Origin of the sequence: Sabulibacter ruber, from assembly GCF_017355955.1 — a bacterium.
Taxonomy (GTDB): domain Bacteria; phylum Bacteroidota; class Bacteroidia; order Cytophagales; family Hymenobacteraceae; genus Nibribacter; species Nibribacter ruber_A.
Genome location: NZ_JAFFID010000006.1, coordinates 88,541 through 107,415, shown reverse-complemented (window position 1 = coordinate 107,415; position 18,875 = coordinate 88,541). Strand labels below are relative to the sequence as shown.

Sequence of the window (18,875 nt, the reverse complement as noted above, 5' to 3'; positions counted from 1 at the left end):
GGCTTCCATCAGAAATCAGGTTGATTGACCATAGCCCATCACCCACAGGAAGTGAGTTTGTACCTGGTTTGAAGATATCGGCGGGTCGGATAGAGCTATGAAGTTATTGCCAGGCCCTTTCCAGGCCTCCGGTCCTGAATGAATGCCAGGCTTGAAAAATAGTCTCAGTACCCCAGGGCACCTATTGGGGAAACCGTTCTTTCGCTGATCTTTCAGGTGGGTGTATAGCGCTCATGGGCCTTTTTGGTGAACAAGGGAGAGCTGCTTCTATGTGATGCCCTATCTAAAGGTATTTCAGATAGGGATGGTGGCTTATGATGAGGGCCTTTTTCCTAATTCCGCAACAAGCGGCCGTAACCGGGATAGAATTTCTTGTCGATCCGTCCTACGGAAGGCTCGCCACAGTGGCCGCAGACATTCCCGTTAGTCTCCATATCCGCTGTTTATCCGAATACATCCGGTTATATCCGGGTTACCCGGATACATACGGGTAGCTTACGGCTAGAGCCAAAGAGAGCGCTATCTTGGCGTTTACAGCCAAAAACTATGTACCCGCACCCTGATTTCGCCCCAATCCTGTGCCTCAACCCTCTGGAGCATGGTAAATGACTTTCTTTTGAATCTGGCACAGACCGGACCCACGCATTGGCAAGAGGCTCAGGGAGTGCGGGGCGGCCAAGTACAGAATGACCACCGAGACCCTAACCCGCTTCACAAGCCACGGCCTGAAGGGCATCACCACCCCGCTTGGCAATTTGTGAGCAATGGCTATATTAGCTGGAGTAAATACCATGGGAAATAGTATGTTGCGGCTGTGTTCGGGAACAGGAGATCGGTGTGAGGGGCGGTGGGAAGCAGTACCAAGGGTTCCAACCAAAGTGCCAATAACCGGAACTGCTCCTTATACACTGTAGTTAGCGGTAACCTTAAAAAGACTAATTCCCTTACAAATGAGGAATATCAATATAATGACCATCGGTATTGTTTTAATAGCAATAGTTGGTGTTTGTTACTTTAACATAAATAGCTATCGATACAATAAGGACTTGCGTGAAAGTAAAATAACTGCGAAGGTGATTGGAGTGGAGTATCATAATCGAGGGGGCTATCGATATTTCTATGATGGCTCGTCATTTTGGGGAACTACATTTTCACTGGATAGAGATTCAGCTGAATTAATAGTTGGAGACTCTCTGTCTAAAACCCCAGGCTTATTGGAGTTAAAAGTCTATAGAAAGTCTAATAAAAAGAGTTATCAATATATGAGGACTTATTACGGTGACATTGACTAAAGAAAGGCAACCGCTAACATTGTGCATAAGCCATGCCACGGCCGACGGCCTCGCACGTCTCATGCACTAGACGAAATCTATGAGTAAAACAAGCGCTTATGGCTAGATTTTATCCAATCTGATCTCATACGGGGTGCCTCTTTTGACGACAGCCACGATCTGGTGGAGCAGCTTGTTCCTCACCGCGTTGAGCACGCTCATCTTGCTCTTGCCCTCCGAGACTTTCCTGTCAAAATACGCTTTCATCTCCCCGTTGTAGCGGACGCTGTTCATCGCCGCCATGTGCAGGATGTGTTTGAGCTGCATATTTGCAAATCTAGACACGCCCGTTTTGCCCATCACGCTGGTGCCGCTTCTGTACTCGAAAGGAGCCACTCCGCAATAGCAGGCCAGTTTCCTCGCGTCATCCATTTTCGTGAAGCCCTGGGTGTAGACCAGCAGGGAAATGGCCAACACCTTGCCCACCCCTTTTACGCTCGTGAGCAGGTCATACTTACTCTTCAGGTCCCCGTCTTTGGCGATGAACTCCTGCATCTTCTCCTCCACCTGCTCCATGCTCTTCTCCAGCCCCTGGATAGCTTTCCTGTTCACCTGCTCAAGCGTCTTGCCAGAGACTGGGTCCACCGCCAGCAGTTCCTTGACTGTGACCTTGATGCCTTGCAGGGCCTTGAGCAGTCTGCCCCTGTTTGCCTGCAAGTCCTTCAGCCTCTCCAGTGTCACGCCCGACAGGCTCAGGCACCTTGCCTCCCGCTGGTGGAGGAAGGCATAGCGGGCTATCCTCTGCGCGTCTACCCTGTCATCCTTGCCCCGTACCATGCCGATGGAGCGTTTTATCTGAAGGGCACTCTCCATCCACACCCGTACCTCCCTTGCCAGCAGGTAATGGACCAACTGGCGGGTGTAGAGGCCCGTGTGCTCCATACAGGCAAGTGTTTCGGGCCCTGCCTCACAGCCATGCTGCTTAAGCCAGGCCTTCATGCGCCTGAAGCCTGAGGGGTTGTTGTTGGCCTTGTGGTCAAACTGCCTGCCGGCGTTGCAATCCAGCAGGCACACGTCCAGGCTGTCCTTGCTTACATCGATGCCCAGGATGAAAGCGGGGGCTTGCGGTTGCATAGTCTTTTCCATATCTTTTCGAAAGCTTGTGCAGACGGCGGATCGAAACCTTTATCATGGGCCCTTGTCCCGAAAATCTATATGACCCTTGCCTGCGGGTTGGAAATAAAGCAGCCAGTCTGAATCGTCTAATAGACCTTTCCGACTCGTTAGCGGGTAGTGCACTGGCTGCCCCTTCAGGTACAGTAAGTTAATCCTATACCTGGCAAATAGGAAGTAGGACTATTGGAAAAATGAAACTGCGCTAAGCTAAAGGTTAGCGGTAACCAATAGAATAAAACCATTCATGTATAGCCATTTTAAGCAAGCCCAAAGATTTAGCAGAATATCAGCACTACTTATCCTGACCAGCTTCTACTCCTGCGGATTTGCTTACAAAGAGCAAGTGACAGGGAAATATTACATTATCGGTGTAGACACAAAGGATGACCTGTCATTGAGATATAAATTAGACAATGGAGATTTTGTAGGCAAAGCACCAGGACAAATTTTACAATATGGCTACAATGACACTCTGATAGTTGCCAAGACTCAGTACAACTACAGTGGACAGCCTTCCTTCTACCTTATCAATATGTTGAAGGACTCCGACTATGCTCATGAAGAAGATTTCCAGATAGGGCCGATTTCGGAAGAGGAATTCAATTCTAAATGGAATCAAAGACTTAATATTAAATTAGAAGATGTGCAGTAGCTTGAATTTATTGCAGATATTTCCTCACACTAGAACTAAAGCAAAAATATAAGGGAATTCGGTAAGAATGGCAACCGCTAACAAGGCATAAACGGCAGCATCGGCCGACGGCCTCGCCGTCGTTTATACAAGTACGTTGTATGGCATTGAAAGAATTGATAAAAAAGTAAAATGGACAAATCAATAGAATTTACATGCTGGAAAGAAGACGATTCTATTGAGGTGCAATTAGAACCCGAAGCATCTGTATTTGTGGTTCAACCAGGAAATCTAATAAAATTTGACCCAATAAAACCCTCGGACGATTTCAAATGGGTTCTAAGAGTAAGCCATACGGACAAAAGCATTCAGCTTTACCCAGATGGTTCCAACGAAGGGGTTAGAATCTATGAGAACAATACCTTGATTGAAGAATTAATCTATTAACTAAAAAATGGATTAACTTTAAGGTTGTTTTCTGCCTGATTTCTTAAAAACAGGGCAAAAACAGAAAAAAGAATGCGCGTGGCAACCGCTAAAGAACAACGCCATACAACAACACCTAAACGTCAGCCTTCGGCCGACGGCCTCGCCCGTCGTTTAGCCTAGTCCGTTATGGCCAATTATAAAAATGAAAAAAGACTATAAAGTTGAGTCTGAGACGCTAGCTAAAGCCATAGACATTGCGATTGAATGCGTGGAGAATGTTTCACCAGATGGCTTCAATAGCAGTCACAAAGAGCACTTTATAGCCGTCTACCTCGAGTGGAAAAATAAAATTTTAAATCCTGAACCGCAATTCAAGAAACTACAAAGCCTCAAGTATAATGAGCGGGATGTCTTTATCTACTTCCAAGAGGCAAAAGGCGCAACGGTGGAGTTGTTCTGGAAAAAGATGAAAGAAGCGGGACTTCCATATAGAAGAAAAAATCCTTTAATCCCGATTCTTAAAAGAAAAAGGATTAAGGATGATTTGGAATACGACCATGTAACTGATGTAGTCGTAGGGCTTGAGCAAGACGGAACAATCACACAAGAGCAGGCAAAGGATTTAAAAAGTATGATAGGTGAATATGAAAACAGAAAAAATAACAGGCCATAACCACGTGTAAACGTCAGCTTTGGCCGACGGCCGCGCCGTCGTTTACACAAGTACGTTAGCTGGTATTAAATTATGGAAGCATCATTCCCTGTTGATATTAACAACACTAACAAAAGAATCGAGAGAATGTATATGGTACTTTTGGGTATATTTCTTTGTAGTTGTGTGTTTTTCTATTTCATGGAACCAATATTACTACTTAACATACCATATAATTCTTCTTTTTTTTTAAAATCCTCTCTTGTAGTTCTTGCTATTGGCGGATTAGCATTAGGCTTAATGGCAATTAGTAGAAGAAATGAAAGCGCCACACTAAACATATATAGCGATTATATAGAACTCGTTTCAAAATCAAATCGGACCAAAATATTCTTTAGCGATTTAAAGCGGATCTCGTTCATTGTCCGCACTCTGACTTTAAGGCCCTACAGAATTGAGTTCATTTATCCAGACTTTCAACTCACCCGTTTACGATTAAAGACACAGGAAGACTTCTATGAGCTTATGAATAAAATTTATAGCAACACTCCCGAATCACTTGAAAAGCATGTAAGTCAGATAGAGTCAAATGATTAAAAAATAACACCAGCTAACATTGTGCATAAGCCATGCCACGGCCGACGGCCTTGCACGCCTCATGCACGAGACCGTAGGGCGGTAGTATAAATATTAAAGAAAATGAAAGTAAGTGAATCAGTGGAATTTGGTGCCTTGTTTTGCTTTGCCCAAAGTAACGGTAAATTGACCATCTCATACAGATTTATAAATATAAGTGACACCAGCGAAGTGAATTTTGAAGGTATGATGCTTATTCAGTGGTAAGAATCCAACGCAAACAGGAACCAAAGACTTTAAAGTAAACAATCACTATGCTTATTTTGTTAGAGGTGGTCTCCATTATTCTGGGGGTACTTATTATGGTTAAAAACCAATTTGATAAGCAACCAAAAGATAGCATGCTTCATCCTATAGAGTATAGCCTTTTTACAGGAGGGTTAATGCTTTTTCTTATCGGCATTGCAGGTTTGATTAATGAACTTTCAAAACTTTTCTAAAAGTACCTATTGTTGAAATAAGGAGTTTGTAGTAATGCCTCAAAAGCCCTTTAGATTTGAAGCCTACCTCCACCTGAGGTGGTTTATAAAAAAATGAAATGGGTTTATGTATGTGCTAAGTATAAAGATAATTACAATCAATGAACCTAAAAACACCTCCTTACTGTACAAGTCCTGTGTATTCAAAAGGGATGGTATATTACTTATGGGTAAAGACACAACTAAAAAGAACTAAATAAACCATCGCCCAACACCAACTATAGGGCATAAACGCCCCATAGCCAAACCGTTGTGGCAAATTTGAAATAATAGAAAATGGACTTTCTTCTATCATTCCTAGGAATAAGCATCCATTTGATTTTCTTGTTCAAGAGAGAGCTGTTGGCGGATAAATCTGCCAGAAAATGGATTTGGGGTTATTCTGCCGTTCTATTTCTTTTAGGATTGATTCTTGGGCAAATACACGGACAGGAGATAAAGACATTGCCGATTCTATTGGTGCCATTGATGTCCTACACGATTTATGTAATCATGTTAAAGGCATATTTAAAAATTTACTCCCAAGAGCCAGTCGATACTTACTGGTCAATGGATTTAAAATTGATGCGTTCCGGACTATTCAACTTTGCTTTTTGGGTTGTTGGACTAATAATTCCTGTAATCATTAGCTTTAAATTGATTTGAAGTAGTTCAATCAGAAACACTTAAATAAGATTCATCTGTTTTTGGCCTCTTTTTCTAAAATCAGGACTAAAACAGATTAAAATAAATCGACGTGCATTGCAGAAAAACAAACTCGCCACAACAACAGCTAAACGTCAGCCTTCGGCCGACGGCCTCGCCGTCTTTTATACTAGTTCGTTGAGCGTTATTAAAGATTAATGAAAAGAAATCTTATAATTTATTTCTTACTGTCCTCATTTTTGCTGGTTAATCTTGGCTTGTACCTTTCCTATGGAATAAGTATAAGTGGCTATTGGAGTGATCGAATTGTTTACTGGATATGGTTACTAAGTACTTTGCTTTTGATTGAGAGATATTGGAATAAAAAAGGAATAAAAATCTATGCCTCAAGCCTGGGAGCATTGATCATACTGAGTATGATACCTTTTATGATACCATTCACTGTAATAATATTTACTGGATTTGGCTTAGATAGAAGCTATAGCAAAACCCTTGATGGTGGTATAAGCATACAAGTCAGTACAAAATCTTTCTTAGGTGGCCCTACAGTTGAGGTGATAGAGCAAATGGGAGGTTTTGAAAAATTGGTTGGCACTGTAAATGGATGGCATATAGTTAATGAAGGCGTTCATCTGGATGAGGCCCAAGACTTGAAGCTCCGTTGTAAAAATGGGAAACCTATCCTATTAGAAGTTCAAATCGGAAATAAAACCTCTAAGTATGATATTGAACAATATTGACCTTTCAAAGAATAACACCGCTCAACCAAGTGTAGACGTTATGCTTCGGCCACGCCTTGCACATCGTCTACACAAGTACGTTGTGGCACATAGAAATAGATAAATGAGATACTGCTATTCTCTTCTGCTGTTCTTTTTGTTTTCTGTTAATGAGCCTAGTATAAAAATAGAAGGAACAATAGTCGACCAGGAAGGAAAGGTAAGCCTGGTTGCCAAATAAGGGTAGAAAAAGACAAGGAAGTTTTCCATACCGACTCAGACGGTAAATTTTCTATAGAAGCCTCCTTGTCAGACACCCTACAATTCGATGTGTGCTTTCGATACGTTTTCAGCCCTCAAATTAGAATCAGTGGTGTCAAGTATGAAAGCAAGACAGTGGATTTAGGCACTATAACCTTGCTAAATAATAAATATGTATGTGTGCAGGAATATGAAAGTATGAATAAAAACAGCCAATCAAAGTTCTTGGCGGTTCTCCATTGGGCAAACCTACTTGGATATGTCGATACAACTGAAGTAGAATCAAACTCCAATACTGTTCCATGTCCTTACAATTCAAGAAAGAACATTGCCTTCCATTATAATAGTAAACTGAATGAGATAGTCATTGGCTATGAACAATTAATGAAATGCAAGTAAAAACTACGTGCCACCAACTGCCTTGTGCATGAGCCATGCTACGGCTGACGACCTAGCACGCCATATGCACGAGACCGTAATGTAGCAGCATTGTTATGAAACGTATACTTATAATATTAGCCCTTTTGATATCTGTTTCAGCCGCCGCTGAACCCTGGGATAAGCTGGTGAGCGGCATAACAAGCAAAAGTACGCTAACTGAACTTAGAAGCGCCAAATCAAAATTCTATTCCCGGCACGACAGAACCCCATTGACTAGAAGTCTTGATTTTGGATATAAACACACGGTTTGGGAATTTGACTTTATTCATGGTAACTATTCAACCGACTTCAAGATTTCCCTCATCACAAAAAACGATAGTATAATATTTGGCAACCTGGAACGGCTGCATTGGAAAGGAAAAGTTAAGGAGTCCATTAAATTCTCAGTTGATGGACTCCAACTTATGAACTTAGTCAATTCCTATAATGGCTTATATTTAACTTCCTACTCTGTTAATGGATTCTTAGGTGAATTGACAAGGAATTACTATTTCTCACTCGGATGCGGTGATACTGGAAGTTCTAGGCCAAAGGAAGCTGAGCTGATGCTAAAGTGGGTTGAATCAAAAAATATCAAAAAGTTAAGCAACTGGTTGCACTCGCCAAACTTCGAACTGCAAGCCTATGCAATTGATGGTTTAATCAGAATCAAAGAAGAGGGAAAAGCCATCCCAAAAAGTGCTGAAGACACCATAGAACAATTGCGTGCGAGGAACAGCATCATAATCAATTGTTCCGGTTGTCTAATGGGGTTGCAAACACCTGTTAACCAGCTTCTCTTTGACCATAGAAAAGAATAGCCGGTACATAACAAGGTGCATAAGCCACGTTTCGGCCGATGCCCTCCTACGCCTCAGGCACGAGACCGTTGCCAGTTATTATAAATAATTAATGGTTTTCATTTCGCTCAGCCAAAAAAATATAATTCTCAGCTGCAGTTCTTTGGGATATTGAGGGTGTGCCCGCTCCCAAGGACAAATAAATGTGGAAAAAAGGGTTAGCGACTTTGGAAATATGCAATTTTATTAACTAATATTAATAAAAATATTGGAAATGTAATCAAACAAATTGTTTCTATGCCGCATACTCTTGAACAGGTTAAGGACGTAGCCTTTGTGTCTGGCTGTGATGAAAGCAGCTCGAAAGTTGCCTCTAAACGGATCATTGAGCTTGACTGCACCAGGGGAATCACTGCTTTCCTGGTGGTCTTTGTCCATTATGCCCATGGGACTTTCCTGCAAGAGTACACCAAGATACTTGTGGGGGGAACCGATTTGTTCTTTATCATAAGTGGGTTTGTGGGATACAACCTGATGCGTTCCAACCCTTCGCTTGGAGACTATCTGAAGAGGCGCTTCGTCAGGCTTGTCCCGATATTCTGGGTTTGCGTTACCCTGACCTCCACTTTGGTTTTCATATACCATTGCAGGAGTGGGGCCCCCAACGGGCAGCTGGCGCTGGACTACATGGCCAACCTGTTGATGGTGAACTATTTTCTGAATCTGCCTTTCATCGACGGGGTGTATTGGACCCTTTTGATCGAGGTTCTGTTCTACGGCCTTCTCGGGGTTCTGCTTTGCTTCGGATGGGTGAGGCATCTGGAGAAGATTGGTGCGGCAATCCTCGTCTTTCTGCTTCTGTCCAGTGTGCTCCCCTTGGGCGAGACTCAAAAGGACCTTTGGCGCTACCTGGGGAATTTCCCCCTCTTCTTTGTCTGGCCAGCGTTCTACGCGGGGATAGTATTCAACAGGATCAAGTATGACGGGGCTAATTTCCATAGGTGGTGCCTGGTGCTTCTCTGCATAGTGGCCAACGTTGCCCTGGTTGGGTATTCGGAAAGGATACACATCGGGGTCATGAAGATCTCCCCATACGCCCATGGTGCCATGACTTTCGTCTACTTCACATTCTTCTACCTTTCGATCAAAAACCGCCTTCGATTCATCGTCAATAAGGCAACGCTGTTCCTTGCAAGTATCTCCTACTGCCTCTACCTGACCCATTTCAAAATCGGCGAGCAGTTTCTCAGGCCCAAGTTGCACGGGATCCCAGGCATCTGGCAGATACCCTTGTTGGTAGGGGCTGCCGTTCTGCTGGCTGTGGTTTTGACTTACCTTGTTGAGGTTCCGCTTGTGGCTAACCTGAGCCGGCGGTTGCGGCTTAGCAGGTAAGGATACGGCTGAAGTTTTATAGGAAAAAATGTCAAAATCTGATTTGATGCCTGAGTAAGAACCTGCTATGATGAATTACTTTGCCAATAAATTCTTTCCAATGGTTTGCAGGCCTACGGAATCAATGCTCTGGTTTTTCTCGTCTTCTTCAATGGTTGTTTCATAGAACCCATGCTGACCACATGACCAGCATGCAGGTGCAAAATGAGATTCGGGAAAAGGTGTGGAGTGCAACAAAAAGCCAATGATTAATGCTATGAATCAGAAAATTGTAAAAACAGAACAAGTAGAGGTTTTGGTCTACCGTGACTTAACAGAAGAAGGGGATAACATTGTTGTTGTGCAGGCATGGAAGCCATATGAAAGTGATCCGGAAGGTTTAGAGGGTTTAGTTTACGAATCTGCCGACTTCGCTAATGCGGATGCTGCTAAAGCATACGTCAGAGATTTTTCTGAAGCATCAGCTGGGGAATTTCTTTATAGAAACACTCTCTAAACCTAATGATTAAAGATATACTACTGGGGTTAACAGGTACAATCCTGAGCTTTTTCGGATGTGACAATCCGATTAACAACCCATCTTCATTTAATTCAACAAGCAAGTCCACCTTTCAAGAACAACTGGAAACTTTTACAAAACTCGGGTTTATCTTGAATCCGGAGGTAGATACGACAGACCTCAATAGATGGACCGGGCAACATAAATTTGAAAAAGAGCCATATTCATTGCTGTACTTAACTCTTGGGCAGACGATAGAAAGGGAACCATGGACGCCTATCACAAATAAATGTTGGGACTTCGACACAGAAGCAATAGAAGATCATGGTTCATACGTCTTTATTATTGAAAACCTTGAGAGAATTTCAAGAGGAGAATTACAGTTTGAGAACATCGAAGATTATGTTGACATAGAGGAAAAAGTAGCTTGGGTCTCATTTACAATAAATGGCGACAGCTACAAGTGGAACCTACTAGTAGATGATGATTGGGTTGACACAACCTTGTTTTCAAAAATTGTAGAATTGACTCAGAAGTATAAAACAAAGGGTAAATATACCTATTTTGACACGGGTGGACAGAATGCGGTTTTAGGTTTTGAGACACCTGCAGAACTTGAAAAAATTAAGGCATCTACTGGACTTACAATTGAATGGTTAGATTAAATAGTGCTACTGCTAACCACACCTAAAGCGTGCCTTAGCCCAGTCTTTATGCCAAATCATAAAAAGATCTTCTCTCTATTCCTACTATAAACCAAACCCTGGTTCTTGCTCTCTTTTGCGATTACCGATAAAATAAGCTAATTGCCCCGGTGTTAAGATTCAAATCCAATGCAAAATCAACCGGAAGACCTGATCAATACTGAAGATGAGCTTAGGGAGCTTCTTGGATATCCGAGCGAATTGGTAAGGAAAAAGGCTATTTCTCGTCTTGACAGGCATTGTAAAGATTTTATAGCAAAATCACCCCTAATCTTTATAGGTACATCCAGCAAAGAGGGATTGTGTGATGTATCCCCGCGTGGGGACGCTCCGGGCTTTGTAGAAACCCTGGAGGATCATTACCTGGTCATCCCGGAAAGGCCAGGAAATAAAAGGTGTGATTCGTTATCGAATATCCTTTCCAACCCTCAGATTGGAATCATCTTCCTAATACCCGGTTTGAAAGAAACCCTCCGTGTTAACGGAAAAGCGATAATATCCAGGGAGGCGAAGTTACTGGGAAGACACCAGGTAAATGGTAAAATCCCCAGGTTAGCAATCATAGTGGAGGTTGAGGAGTGTTATATTCATTGCGCCAAAGCCTTCATAAGATCAGAACTATGGAATAAGGAAACCTGGCTGCCAGAGAATGATCTGCCGAAAATACCGCAGATACTAGCGGATCATGTCAGCAATGAAAGTTACCCAGCCCATAGGATTTCGGATGCATTAAAAGAAAGCTACAAAGAGAGGCTATATTAAGACTGTCATTTGATTCCATAATTCTTACGAGATACAGGAAAGCTTCTGTATCAATGGTTGTGAATTAGTCATAACACAAGATAAAAACAATGGCTGGATTGCTTGGGTAGGAAAGGTTACCTCCTTTAATTATCTTAATGCTTTAACCGAAGCAACAGGACTCCTACCCATCCACTGTTATTTTACACAGTCGTTGTCCCGGGTCCTGTCCAAGCCCAGAAATAAATCCTATAGTCGCTTCCACCTCTAAGTATCCCAAATATGGCAAAGCAAATCTTCATCAACCTGGCAGTAAAAGACCTACAAAAATCCACCGGTTTTTATACGGCACTGGGGTTTACCGTCAATCCGCAGTATTCAGACGACACCGGCAAGTGTATGGTTTGGAGTGAAAACATCTATGTGATGCTTTTGACCCACGAAAAGTTTACATCCTTTATCACCAAACCCCTCGCAGACACAAAATCGAGCGTGGCAGGGCTTTTCTCCCTTTCAACGGACAGTATTGAGGAAATGAACACCATCGTGGTGAACGGTCTGAAGGCAGGCGGGACAGAGCCCCACGAAGTGAGGGATTACGGCTTTATGCAACAGCGGACCATTGAAGATTTCGACGGGCACACGTGGGAGGTTTTCTTCATGGACGTCTCGAAGATCCCAGCCGCACAAGCAACGGGGCAATAGCCCCGAACCAGTCTCCTCGGACTTTGCCCCAACTATAATGGAAGAGGATAAACGAACAACGGACGCCCCGCAGTTGATAGTGGTTGGCGTGCTCTATGTGGCATTTGTTCCAAGCCAGCACCTTTGTCCCGGAATGGGTTAGGCGCCGATAATGCGCTTCTTCACCAGGCCGGACACCTTAAGCAGCACTCTAAAACGGCAAGCATATGATTGCCTGTACTACTGTACAAGGCCTTCGAGCTTCGGTAAATATCACCCTCACTTCTAGCCGCCATCTAACCCATACCCATGCTAACAGTAGCCTCTTTCGCCGAAATGGCGCTTTCCTTTCCGGGAACAGAGCAAACTGCTCATTTCGGGCGGATTGGATTCCGGGTAGTAGGCCGGCGCATGTTCGCCACCTATCTGCCCAAAGACAATACCGCCAACGTCTTTCTCACACCTGCGGAGCAGGCGCATTTCCGGCAGTTGGATGAGGCCAACATCTATCCCGTCCCGAACAAATGGGGCCAGAAGGGAGCAACCACCCTTGTGCTCAGCCGGATCACAAAGGAAGTGGTGATGGAGGCGCTGCTTTCGGCTTATAACCTGGTGGCGAAGGCCGGGAAAGCGTAGGAAAGTGCTTGTTGGCATATGGTTTTCCGCTGGATCGGAAAACCATATGCCAAGGCTGTCCCCCGGCAACTTATCCCCGGATCCGCCTAAATTCCTCTGCCGCCTACCGCTGCTGCCTAGCAGCGGTAGGCGAACACCAATTGGCAAATTCCTCTGCCCCCTTCCCCCTCCGTCAGGTGAAAGGATACAGATCGCTGGCCCTGAAACCCCTTCCCTTCCTGATTCCAGCGGCCAGGGCCAACAGCCCCAAGATCCTCCCGGGAAAGGAAACCTACGGTTGGTTTACCGGGTGAAACCGCCGCTTCACCGGGTTTTAGACCTTATTGGCCGAACAAACCGATTAAATCCAAACTATTGTAGTATTTTTAGGCAAAATTGTGCCGATGATCATTCTCAGGAACTGGCTCGTAACCATCACGTTCAACCCGGCGGAGGATACCCTCTTCGCCGAGCTTCCCAACGTGGAGGAGTTCGGGGTGGGGGAACTCAAGCACGCCCTGGAGATCGTCGCGGACAATGTCATCAGCTATGACGTGAAGAACCTTCTGTTGGACTCCACCAACGTCTCAGTGGGGAAGATGGACGACCGGGAATACGGGCTCACGGTGAAGGACTTCATCCGGAAGCTGACCCGGACCCGGCTCCAAAGGTTCGCCAGGCTCAACAGCTCCATCCTGAGCCTTGACCACCGCGCGCTCACCGCAGTGACGGAGATCTTCAACCAGGAAGGCTCCTCCATCCAGTTCCAGGTGTTCAACAGCGGGACGGCAGCGGCGGAGTGGCTGCGGGCGCAGGTCAACTGAAGCATCGAAGTGCCGCAAGGCTGAGTTCCCAGTCCTAAGCCTAAGCCCTGCCTGGCCCAAAGCCGCAGGCAGATCCCGGAAGATCCCAGCAGGAAGGTCATTGCTCCCCTTCTGGGGGCTTCGCCTGGCATTGCACCAACGCGGAGAGGGTGATAGGCCTGGGGCAAAGCTCCAGCGGTTTGGCGTTGAAGAGGTTGGAATGGGGAGTGACCCTGAACCCCAGTACGCACGTTGCGCCAAATGCCCCTGGTTTAACCTCCAGGGCCCGGCAGCCCCTGCATTTCTGCCTTTTCCTGAGTTCCATTCTTAGAAAAGCAACTTTATAAATTTAATTATTTAGTTATTAAACTTCCTAAGAACTAAAAGGTTATAGCTGGAACCGGAAAACGGTTCTACGTATCTTTGTTTATCTGATGGTGGATTTTACTTCTGTCGTCCACCGGCCTCTGTCTTGAATCAGGTACCTGAGCCGTACGGGCCACCTTCCTGGTCAGCTGGTGCGCCCGTGCGGTTCTGTCTTTGTGTCCCCTGGGTGGTAATGATTCCCCCTTTACCCGGGTCTATGCGATATACCGGTTTGTTTTCCGCTAGGCAGCGGGACGATGTCCGGATGTCTTACCAAACAAAGGACTAACGGAATGGTGAAGATAGGAACCCCGCCACACCAGTAGCTCCTAAGCCGGAGCAGGGACGGGCTTATACCTATGGCAAAACGCTTGCCCGCCTACGCATTTTGGGTATATTGCCAAAAAGCGAGGTGGGCTGTCCGGGTATCGCTCAGCGGAGCTGGGGGTAAGGTCCTGAAAACCGGTAGCGAAGACCTTACTCCTTCCCAGGGCGAAAGCCTGAGAAACACAGCTCTATACCCAAGAAGCCAGGATTCCCTCTCCGAGGGGCGGTAGGCCTCCGGCTATGTCCTATGACCATGAAAAGAATGACCCGAGTACTCAACCTGGCCGCTGCCCTGCTGCTGTTTCTTGCGTACCAGGCCTCGGCACAAACACCTGACTCCCTGCGGGAGAAGATACAGCAGATCATCTCGGCGAGGAATGCGACGGTGGGGGTCTCGATTGTCAGTGGCAACGGGAAAGACACCCTGTCTTTCAATGGGGACAGGCGCTTTCCGATGCAGAGCGTTTTCAAGTTCCATATCGCCCTGGCGGCTCTGTCCCAGGTCGATGCGGGAAAATTGTCGCTCGCCCAGAAAATCAAAATAGGGAAAAAAGACCTTCTGCCCGGGCTCCATAGCCCACTCCGGGAGAAGTACCCGAACGGGGCAACCCTGCCGCTTGCAGAGATCATACACTACACGGTCTCCCACAGCGACAATGTGGGCTGCGATGCCCTGCTTAGGCTTCTCGGTGGGCCGCAGGGAGTAGAAAGCTACTTTTCGGGGAAGGGTTTCAGGGACCTCTCCATTAAGATCAACGAAGAGGTGATGCAGAATGACTGGGACCTGCAATTCCAGAACTGGACGACCCCGAAAGCCGCCACCAAGGTATTGGAGGCCTTTTACCGCAACAAGGGAAAACTGCTCTCCCCGGAAAGCCATTCCTTGGTCTGGAAAGAGATGCGGGAAAACGAAACGGGCAAAAAAAGGTTGAAAGGGCTGTTGCCCCGAGGGACCGTCGTTGCCCACAAGACCGGTTCCTCCGGGGCGAACAAAGCCACCGGGATAACGGCGGCGGTCAACGACATCGGAATCGTCTTTCTGCCAAATGGAGAATATTTTTTCATCAGTGTTTTCGTATCCGACTCAAAGGAGGATCCCGAGACGAACGAAAAGATCATCGCCGATATCTCCAAAGCAGCCTGGGGCTTCTTCAATACTGAAGGATGAACGGCGGAAGCCTTCGCATCGCTGTGCCATCGGCTTCATGATGGCTTAAGAACAAGTCAAGGGAGAAATCCAAGGGGTTGCACTTCCCGCTCTGGCAGGGTTTTGCGGAAAGCAGAGCTGCGTTCCGGGGACTCCCCCATAAGCCCTGCAAGGGGTTTTGTCAATCTACAGATAAGGGCCCTGCCCGACGGATCCCATGTCCGAGAGAGCCGGCTCTTTTCCCGGATAAAGGCACAGGCCGAACTGCAGAAAGACTGGGGGGATGGACGGAGAAATCCTTTCAGGTGTAGAATCAAGGTCGATACGGGGCTAATTGCCCTTCCCGGGAAGGCTGCTGAGTTCAAGGGAGTTGGCGCTCCCCAAGTAAGGCCAGGGTCCAGTAAACCCGTTTGCCTTTCACCGTTTTCCTCAGCCCAAGGGCGGGTAACCTGGCCTGGGTAGTGCCCAGGTAGGTGAAATGCGGCAGATCCGAGACCACCGTCTGGAACCAGCCGTGCCGGGCAAGGATGGCGCGCACCGCCTCCTGGCCGTGCTCGTTTATATCGAGGGCGAGCAGGGAGAGGTGCTGCGAGGCCCCGGGGGCCGAACCCGAAGATAGCACGGACCTGGAGAAATCCTTGCTGAAGAACAGCCCACGGGCTTCCAGCATCAGGATCTCCTTTACCTGCCGGGCAGGCGCCAGCCCGCGGATACGGGCTGCCTCCCGGGCGCTCAGCCTTCCGCGCCGCTGCCAGAAGGCAAGCCCCGGTACCACCCGGCGGCTCCATATCTTTTCCGTGTCCCGGTAGCTGCGGCGGGCCGCCCACGTGCCGCGCGGGGTGATCCGCAGGTTCTTCCCGGCGGCCTCTCTGCGGGCGGCGAGCAGGGCCTCCATCGCCTCCGTCTGCAGTTCGACGGGGATGCCGCCGAGATGCTCAAGCCGGGTACTTACCTGCGCCTGCCAGTGGGCGCATCCTGCGGCGTCGGCAAAGATAACCGCAGGCGGGTGGATGACGCGGCCCTGCGCCACGAAAATCGCCCCGTGGTCCGTCAGCAATCTGCGCTCCACCCAGTCATTTACCTCCGGGAAAGGAAACCTCTGGGGCAGGTTCCGGCCCACCAGCGACCTGCCAGGGATAACCCGCCCTTCATCGGCCACAGGGGCCGAGGCGGGAAGGACGCGGGGACCGCACCGGGGTACAGGTTCGGGAAAACCGGGCACGAGCAACCCGCCGCCTATAAGAAGCAGGCAAACGGTTAGAAGCGATTGGTTCCTGAGAAATCTGTGCGGCGGCATGAGTAAGCAGACACGGTTGGATTACCTGAATGAATCTACGGAATCCAGCTAGATAAACCCGCCCGCCAGGAGGATTTCTGCCTGCTTCCCTAGTTTGGATGTACGCCCTCCCTGGTTGGCTTCCCACGGTAGCAGGGCAGGTTGCCTGGATGGTTGTCTCTCTCCCTGCCTCCCGCCACCGCTCCTGCGGCCATACGGTGGCCAGTAGCAGGTACCGAAGACCGCTGCCCTGGTTTTCGGTACCCTTTGGCGCCGGAAAAGGATTTGCCGGCACTTGGGCCCCATCCGGTTCGCCTAGCGGAAATCAGCCAGGGTCCTGAGAGTAGAATTGTTCCGCTTGCGCTTTCACCCGCTGTTCGCCCTTGCTGAATAGTTGAGCATGCGTAACCGCTCCAGGTAATATTCCCTGTATCTCTCTTTCAGGTCCTGCTCCAGGAAGGAGTTTCCGATCAGGGTATGGACCGCAGGCTGCTCCTTCTGGAAGGCGGCCAGGATTGTTGTGAACCTGTTTTCCCTCAGACCGATCCTTCCGGCAAATTCATGGAAGTCGTCGTAGGCATAGAAGCCGTTGGCCTTGAAGCTCTCCGTTTCATAGCCCCCCGAGAAAAGGCCGTCCTTCAGCGCGAAGTACGTGTCCTCCACATGCAGGCGGGTACAAATCAGGTCGTAAGCCGGGGTCAGCACATAGTCTCCGTACTCGGTGTCCATCAGGGAGAAATTCTTCAGGTGTGCGTCCCCGTTGGAGAACAGGTAATTGAACAGAACCAGGGCGAAGAACCTCTCAGCCTCCACCTGGTAGGCCGGCACCGTCTCCCGGAGGATCCGGGCGATGTCCTCGTAGCTGCCCTCGTACTTGAAGTCATTCCCGGCGGTGTGCCTGGTTCTGCCCGCCAGGGAGGCGAAGTCCTCCTGCCCGTGTTTCGTGCCGTCGGGTTTCATGTCGAAGCGCCTGGTCAGATAGGCCGGTTCCCCGTTCCGAAAGAAAATCAGGGCATTCTCCGCCACCGGAAGCCGGTAGACCTGCCGCGCTATCTGCATGGTCAGGTGCTCATTGGCCGGGACCTGGCTGGGGCGCCTCACATCCCTGGGGATGGGCTTGAGGATGTACTGGCCCTGTTCCCCTGTCTCGGTGAGGCGCAGCCGGTTCCTCTCCAGCACCAGGGAAAGTTTCTCCTGGACGCCTGAGATGGAGATCCGTTTCCGGTTCTCCAGGAACTTCGCGGCATCCTCCTCGCTTTCCTGCGGGGGCAGGTACGGGAGGATATGGCTGACCTTCCGGCCGTTGAACACACTCCTCAGGCAGGCGGGGCTATAGGTCCGGAAATGGGGCTTCAGGGTGCCCGGACAGAAATCTACCGCAGGCATGCTCATGCTTCGTTCTCTTTGATTGGTTGAAGGGTGACTGCCCCTATCGTGTCGTACTGGGCGGTGGCCAGAAGCAATCCGAAATAGTCGTTCTCATCGATTTTCAGCTGCCGGCTCTGCAGGTTCCGGTTCACTCCCTCCGAGAGCATATTGAAGAAGAACGGGAACAGGTACTCGCTCCTGTACTCCTGTGGGCGCTTGGGCAAGGTCAGGCTTATGGCCGGGAGGCTCGGGTCCTGTAGATAGGCCTCGTCATACCGGAAGATGTATCCCCCCTGGGGTATCTCCGTCAGTTCTCCGGCCAGGATGCGGTTTCTCAGTACCTGTGCTTTCCTCATCATGTATCCAGTCTCTTGACCTCCAGCCTGATTTCCATCCCCAGCACCTCGGCGATTTTCCTTAAGGTGCGGAGAGAGGGGTTCCCCTCCCCAACCTCCAACGCTTTCAGCGTCCGCAGGGCAACCCCTGACAAAGAGGCCAAATCCTCCTGGGAAAGCCGCAGTGCCTTCCTTCTTGCCTTGATGGTATCTTCAAGCTTTTGGTGCATTATAACGCCCTTTTTGTGTAAAGATACACTGTTTCTCTGAATATAATAAGATAAAGTGCATTATAGTGCACTTATATACGAATAAAAACTCCATCTTCACCTTAATTCACTTAAAAGTGCACTATAGTGCACCTTCTAAAGCAATTATGGTTCTTGAAAGGTCATTGCCATATGGAAGGGGTTCGGGTAAGCAAACGCAGGAGGCGAGCGGGACTCCCTGCCTGCGATTCGGGCGCAGGTGCACCTCCTCCCCATTGGGATGGAATACC

20 protein-coding genes are annotated in these 18,875 nt (G+C 47.9%); 15 read left to right on the top strand and 5 right to left on the bottom strand.

What is annotated here, in order from left to right:
- Positions 1-968 precede the first annotated feature (968 nt).
- Complete coding sequence (locus JT719_RS22350; RefSeq protein ID WP_207435988.1) at positions 969-1,292, top strand: hypothetical protein; 324 nt, start codon at positions 969-971, stop codon at positions 1,290-1,292.
- A gap of 102 nt (positions 1,293-1,394) precedes the next feature.
- On the opposite strand, the gene JT719_RS22345 is transcribed toward JT719_RS22350, so the two are convergent.
- The gene (locus tag JT719_RS22345; RefSeq protein WP_207435987.1) at positions 1,395-2,417 is read right to left on the bottom strand and encodes an IS110 family RNA-guided transposase; all 1,023 of its coding nucleotides are present in this window, start codon (positions 2,415-2,417) and stop codon (positions 1,395-1,397) included.
- 274 nt (positions 2,418-2,691) lie between these two features.
- On the opposite strand from JT719_RS22345, the gene JT719_RS22340 reads away from it, so the two are divergent.
- From JT719_RS22340 to bla, 14 genes are all read left to right on the top strand, one after another.
- Positions 2,692-3,099, top strand: coding sequence for a hypothetical protein (locus JT719_RS22340; RefSeq protein ID WP_207435986.1), 408 nt, complete (start codon positions 2,692-2,694; stop codon positions 3,097-3,099).
- A gap of 171 nt (positions 3,100-3,270) precedes the next feature.
- Positions 3,271-3,525 carry a hypothetical protein gene (locus tag JT719_RS22335; RefSeq protein WP_207435985.1) on the top strand — a complete coding sequence of 85 codons (255 nt, stop codon included), beginning with the start codon at positions 3,271-3,273 and terminating at the stop codon, positions 3,523-3,525.
- A gap of 184 nt (positions 3,526-3,709) precedes the next feature.
- Complete coding sequence (locus tag JT719_RS22330; protein ID WP_207435984.1) at positions 3,710-4,180, top strand: hypothetical protein; 471 nt, start codon at positions 3,710-3,712, stop codon at positions 4,178-4,180.
- Between the two features lie 869 nt (positions 4,181-5,049).
- Positions 5,050-5,235, top strand: coding sequence for a hypothetical protein (locus JT719_RS22325; protein ID WP_207435983.1), 186 nt, complete (start codon positions 5,050-5,052; stop codon positions 5,233-5,235).
- 881 nt (positions 5,236-6,116) lie between these two features.
- The gene (locus tag JT719_RS22320; RefSeq protein WP_207435982.1) at positions 6,117-6,659 is read left to right on the top strand and encodes a hypothetical protein; all 543 of its coding nucleotides are present in this window, start codon (positions 6,117-6,119) and stop codon (positions 6,657-6,659) included.
- A gap of 734 nt (positions 6,660-7,393) precedes the next feature.
- Complete coding sequence (locus JT719_RS22315; protein ID WP_207435981.1) at positions 7,394-8,140, top strand: hypothetical protein; 747 nt, start codon at positions 7,394-7,396, stop codon at positions 8,138-8,140.
- Between the two features lie 276 nt (positions 8,141-8,416).
- Positions 8,417-9,511, top strand: coding sequence for an acyltransferase family protein (locus tag JT719_RS22310; protein WP_207435980.1), 1,095 nt, complete (start codon positions 8,417-8,419; stop codon positions 9,509-9,511).
- A gap of 256 nt (positions 9,512-9,767) precedes the next feature.
- Positions 9,768-10,007 carry a hypothetical protein gene (locus JT719_RS22305; protein ID WP_207435979.1) on the top strand — a complete coding sequence of 80 codons (240 nt, stop codon included), beginning with the start codon at positions 9,768-9,770 and terminating at the stop codon, positions 10,005-10,007.
- Positions 10,008-10,012: 5 nt separating this feature from the next.
- Positions 10,013-10,675: a hypothetical protein gene (locus JT719_RS22300; RefSeq protein ID WP_207435978.1), complete on the top strand. Its 663-nt coding sequence runs from the start codon at positions 10,013-10,015 to the stop codon at positions 10,673-10,675.
- Positions 10,676-10,843: 168 nt separating this feature from the next.
- Positions 10,844-11,476 (top strand): pyridoxamine 5'-phosphate oxidase family protein, encoded by a 633-nt coding sequence (locus JT719_RS22295; RefSeq protein ID WP_207435977.1) that lies wholly within the window; start codon positions 10,844-10,846, stop codon positions 11,474-11,476.
- 261 nt (positions 11,477-11,737) lie between these two features.
- The gene (locus JT719_RS22290; protein WP_207435976.1) at positions 11,738-12,160 is read left to right on the top strand and encodes a VOC family protein; all 423 of its coding nucleotides are present in this window, start codon (positions 11,738-11,740) and stop codon (positions 12,158-12,160) included.
- Positions 12,161-12,448: 288 nt separating this feature from the next.
- A complete protein-coding gene (locus tag JT719_RS22285) occupies positions 12,449-12,775 on the top strand; it encodes an MmcQ/YjbR family DNA-binding protein (RefSeq protein WP_207435975.1) in 327 nt (108 codons plus the stop codon).
- Positions 12,776-13,158: 383 nt separating this feature from the next.
- Complete coding sequence (locus tag JT719_RS22280) at positions 13,159-13,578, top strand: hypothetical protein (RefSeq protein ID WP_207435974.1); 420 nt, start codon at positions 13,159-13,161, stop codon at positions 13,576-13,578.
- 925 nt (positions 13,579-14,503) lie between these two features.
- A complete protein-coding gene (bla, locus tag JT719_RS22275; protein ID WP_242693414.1) occupies positions 14,504-15,418 on the top strand; it encodes a class A beta-lactamase, subclass A2 in 915 nt (304 codons plus the stop codon).
- A gap of 340 nt (positions 15,419-15,758) precedes the next feature.
- Here the strand turns inward: bla and JT719_RS22270 are convergent, their stop codons facing one another.
- The 4 genes from JT719_RS22270 to JT719_RS22255 form a co-directional block, all read right to left on the bottom strand.
- Entirely contained in the window at positions 15,759-16,172 is a 414-nt protein-coding gene (locus JT719_RS22270) for a hypothetical protein (RefSeq protein WP_207435973.1), read from the bottom strand.
- Positions 16,173-17,039: 867 nt separating this feature from the next.
- Positions 17,040-18,065 carry a type II toxin-antitoxin system HipA family toxin gene (locus JT719_RS22265; protein ID WP_242693413.1) on the bottom strand — a complete coding sequence of 342 codons (1,026 nt, stop codon included), beginning with the start codon at positions 18,063-18,065 and terminating at the stop codon, positions 17,040-17,042.
- On the bottom strand, positions 18,062-18,400 hold the full coding sequence (locus JT719_RS22260) for a HipA N-terminal domain-containing protein (protein WP_207435972.1): 339 nt from the start codon (positions 18,398-18,400) through the stop codon (positions 18,062-18,064). Before JT719_RS22260 ends, JT719_RS22265 begins: the two co-directional genes overlap by 4 nt.
- Entirely contained in the window at positions 18,397-18,606 is a 210-nt protein-coding gene (locus JT719_RS22255; protein ID WP_207435971.1) for a helix-turn-helix transcriptional regulator, read from the bottom strand. Before JT719_RS22255 ends, JT719_RS22260 begins: the two co-directional genes overlap by 4 nt.
- Between the last annotated feature and the right edge of the window lie 269 nt (positions 18,607-18,875).

Coding starts and splice junctions, on each gene's coding strand:
- JT719_RS22350 (WP_207435988.1), top strand. CDS start 969: ATGACCATCGGTATTGTTTTAATAGCAATAGTTGGTGTTTGTTACTTT.
- JT719_RS22345 (WP_207435987.1), bottom strand. CDS start 2,417: ATGGAAAAGACTATGCAACCGCAAGCCCCCGCTTTCATCCTGGGCATC.
- JT719_RS22340 (WP_207435986.1), top strand. CDS start 2,692: ATGTATAGCCATTTTAAGCAAGCCCAAAGATTTAGCAGAATATCAGCA.
- JT719_RS22335 (WP_207435985.1), top strand. CDS start 3,271: ATGGACAAATCAATAGAATTTACATGCTGGAAAGAAGACGATTCTATT.
- JT719_RS22330 (WP_207435984.1), top strand. CDS start 3,710: ATGAAAAAAGACTATAAAGTTGAGTCTGAGACGCTAGCTAAAGCCATA.
- JT719_RS22325 (WP_207435983.1), top strand. CDS start 5,050: ATGCTTATTTTGTTAGAGGTGGTCTCCATTATTCTGGGGGTACTTATT.
- JT719_RS22320 (WP_207435982.1), top strand. CDS start 6,117: ATGAAAAGAAATCTTATAATTTATTTCTTACTGTCCTCATTTTTGCTG.
- JT719_RS22315 (WP_207435981.1), top strand. CDS start 7,394: ATGAAACGTATACTTATAATATTAGCCCTTTTGATATCTGTTTCAGCC.
- JT719_RS22310 (WP_207435980.1), top strand. CDS start 8,417: ATGCCGCATACTCTTGAACAGGTTAAGGACGTAGCCTTTGTGTCTGGC.
- JT719_RS22305 (WP_207435979.1), top strand. CDS start 9,768: ATGAATCAGAAAATTGTAAAAACAGAACAAGTAGAGGTTTTGGTCTAC.
- JT719_RS22300 (WP_207435978.1), top strand. CDS start 10,013: ATGATTAAAGATATACTACTGGGGTTAACAGGTACAATCCTGAGCTTT.
- JT719_RS22295 (WP_207435977.1), top strand. CDS start 10,844: ATGCAAAATCAACCGGAAGACCTGATCAATACTGAAGATGAGCTTAGG.
- JT719_RS22290 (WP_207435976.1), top strand. CDS start 11,738: ATGGCAAAGCAAATCTTCATCAACCTGGCAGTAAAAGACCTACAAAAA.
- JT719_RS22285 (WP_207435975.1), top strand. CDS start 12,449: ATGCTAACAGTAGCCTCTTTCGCCGAAATGGCGCTTTCCTTTCCGGGA.
- JT719_RS22280 (WP_207435974.1), top strand. CDS start 13,159: ATGATCATTCTCAGGAACTGGCTCGTAACCATCACGTTCAACCCGGCG.
- bla (WP_242693414.1), top strand. CDS start 14,504: ATGAAAAGAATGACCCGAGTACTCAACCTGGCCGCTGCCCTGCTGCTG.
- JT719_RS22265 (WP_242693413.1), bottom strand. CDS start 18,065: ATGAGCATGCCTGCGGTAGATTTCTGTCCGGGCACCCTGAAGCCCCAT.
- JT719_RS22260 (WP_207435972.1), bottom strand. CDS start 18,400: ATGATGAGGAAAGCACAGGTACTGAGAAACCGCATCCTGGCCGGAGAA.
- JT719_RS22255 (WP_207435971.1), bottom strand. CDS start 18,606: ATGCACCAAAAGCTTGAAGATACCATCAAGGCAAGAAGGAAGGCACTG.